The 1,299-nt window shown below is 42.0% G+C and carries 1 protein-coding gene; it reads left to right on the top strand.

Annotation, left to right across the window (positions count from 1 at the left end):
• A partial coding sequence (locus HC175_RS15100) for a rhodanese-like domain-containing protein (RefSeq protein ID WP_168139316.1) occupies positions 1 to 1,124 on the top strand: 1,124 nt, incomplete at its 5' end.
• Positions 1,125 to 1,299 lie beyond the last annotated feature (175 nt).

Genomic DNA, 1,299 nt, shown 5'->3' with positions numbered 1-1,299 from the left:
CCACTATCTATGTGAGCGAAAAAGTGGGTGTAAGCTACCCTCATGAGCCTTTTGATGAAGGACAATCGGTGAAGATCGGAAAGATCAATATCCGTCCCCTTCATACTCCCGGCCACTCGCCGGACAGCCTCACTTTTGTTGCCGAAGAGGGTGAGGAAATTGCATTATTTACAGGTGATACTTTATTTATAGGCAACGTGGGCCGGCCCGATCTTCGGGAAAAAGCAGGTAACATGACTGCAAAACGGGTGGAACTGGCAAAAGCAATGTACCACACCATGCAATCCAAATTCAATGACCTCCCCGACGATGCTTTGGTGTATCCCGCACATGGTGCAGGATCATTATGTGGTAAAAATATGAGTGCCTCCCCTTCCAGCACCCTTAGAGATGAACGAATGAGCAACTGGGCTTTTAAAGACCAGACCGAAGAGGAATTCGTAGAAGAGATCCTGAAAGATCAGCCGTTTATTCCTTCCTATTTCGGCTTTAACGTGGACTTGAACCGCAAGGGAGCAGGAAATGTACAGCAGGAAAAATACAGGGTCCCTTTACACATTGGAGTATCCAAAGTAGAAGAAGGGGTGACTGTTGTAGACGCAAGAGATGGAGATGTTTATAAAGCGGGGCATCTTCCAAATAGTATCAACATCATGTCCCGCACAGAAGGCGATAAATATGAAACCTGGTTGGGTGCTATTATTGAGCCCAATGAACCATTTTACCTCGTGGTAAGTTCTGTAAAAGACATCGATGAGCTATTGGAAAGAACAGCCAAGATAGGCTACGAAAAGCAGATGAAAGGGGTGATCACATTAAGTGAAGAAGTCTCTAAAAGATCTGATAATTTCGATCTTCAGGATTTCAAGAACAATAAGGATAAATATACCATAGTTGATATACGGAATGAAAGCGAGCTGGCCGAAGGTAAGATCTTCGACAGGGCACTTGGAATTCCGCTGAACGAACTAAGAAACCGTGCAGGAGAAGTGCCTAACGATAAACCCATCGTGGTACATTGTGCCGGGGGATACAGATCCTCTGCCGGAAGCAGCATTTTAGAAAATAAATTTAAGGATCAAAAAGTTTATGACCTGAGTGAAGATATTCAGGATTTTAAATAAGAATTAGGTTAAATGACCCTTTTAAGCCATCCTGAAATCAAAAGCTTATGTAACAAAAGTAACTGTGTAACCTCTTCTTCGGGTGTAAATTTGTGCTCATAAATTTTTAGAAGGGAAAACTTCTGAAACAAATAAAATCTTATTTAAACATCATAAAAAATGAGTAGAGAAGAAA

The organism is Salinimicrobium oceani, from assembly GCF_012037645.1.
Note: the sequence above shows the minus strand (reverse complement) of the source record. Positions and strands in the feature narration are given on the sequence as shown.